Here is a 502-nt window from a genome sequence, read left to right as displayed (position 1 = left end):
GGGAAGAGAGCCGCCATGTCGAGGTCCTGGCACGGCTCGCCGGGCGCAACGGGCGGCTGATCCCACCGGGCGAGTTCATCCCGGCGGCGGAGCGGTTCGGCATTGCCTCGCGGCTCGACCGCTGGATCATCAGGACGGCGCTCTCGCTTCATGGTCCGGCGCTGAAGTCGGGGACGCTGACGCTCGGCTTCAACCTGTCGGCGCAGACGCTGAGCGATCCGCAGCTTTGGGATTTCGTCGACGCCGTCATCGAGGAGACCGGGGCGCCGCATTCCGGCATCGGCTTCGAGATCACGGAAACCGCCGCCGTCACCAATTTCACTGCTGCCGAACAGTTCGTCCGCAAGGCGCGCGAGCGGCGCTGCCGCGTCAGCCTCGACGATTTCGGGGCGGGGATGAGCTCGTTCGAATATCTCCGGCGCTTTCCCGTCGATGCGATCAAGATCGACGGATCCTTCATCGAGCATATTGCAGAGAGCCGCTTCGACCGCGAAATCGTCTC

The 502-nt window shown here is 65.5% G+C and carries 1 protein-coding gene; it reads left to right on the top strand.

Annotated elements, in window-relative coordinates:
- Positions 1-502, top strand: a 502-nt coding sequence (locus E5W87_RS32245; RefSeq protein ID WP_292407055.1) for an EAL domain-containing protein, incomplete at both ends; no start/stop codon positions are given.

Origin of the sequence: Mesorhizobium sp. (assembly GCF_004962925.1) — a bacterium.
Taxonomy (GTDB): Bacteria; Pseudomonadota; Alphaproteobacteria; order Rhizobiales; family Rhizobiaceae; genus Mesorhizobium.
This window is presented reverse-complemented; position numbering and strand designations above follow the sequence as displayed.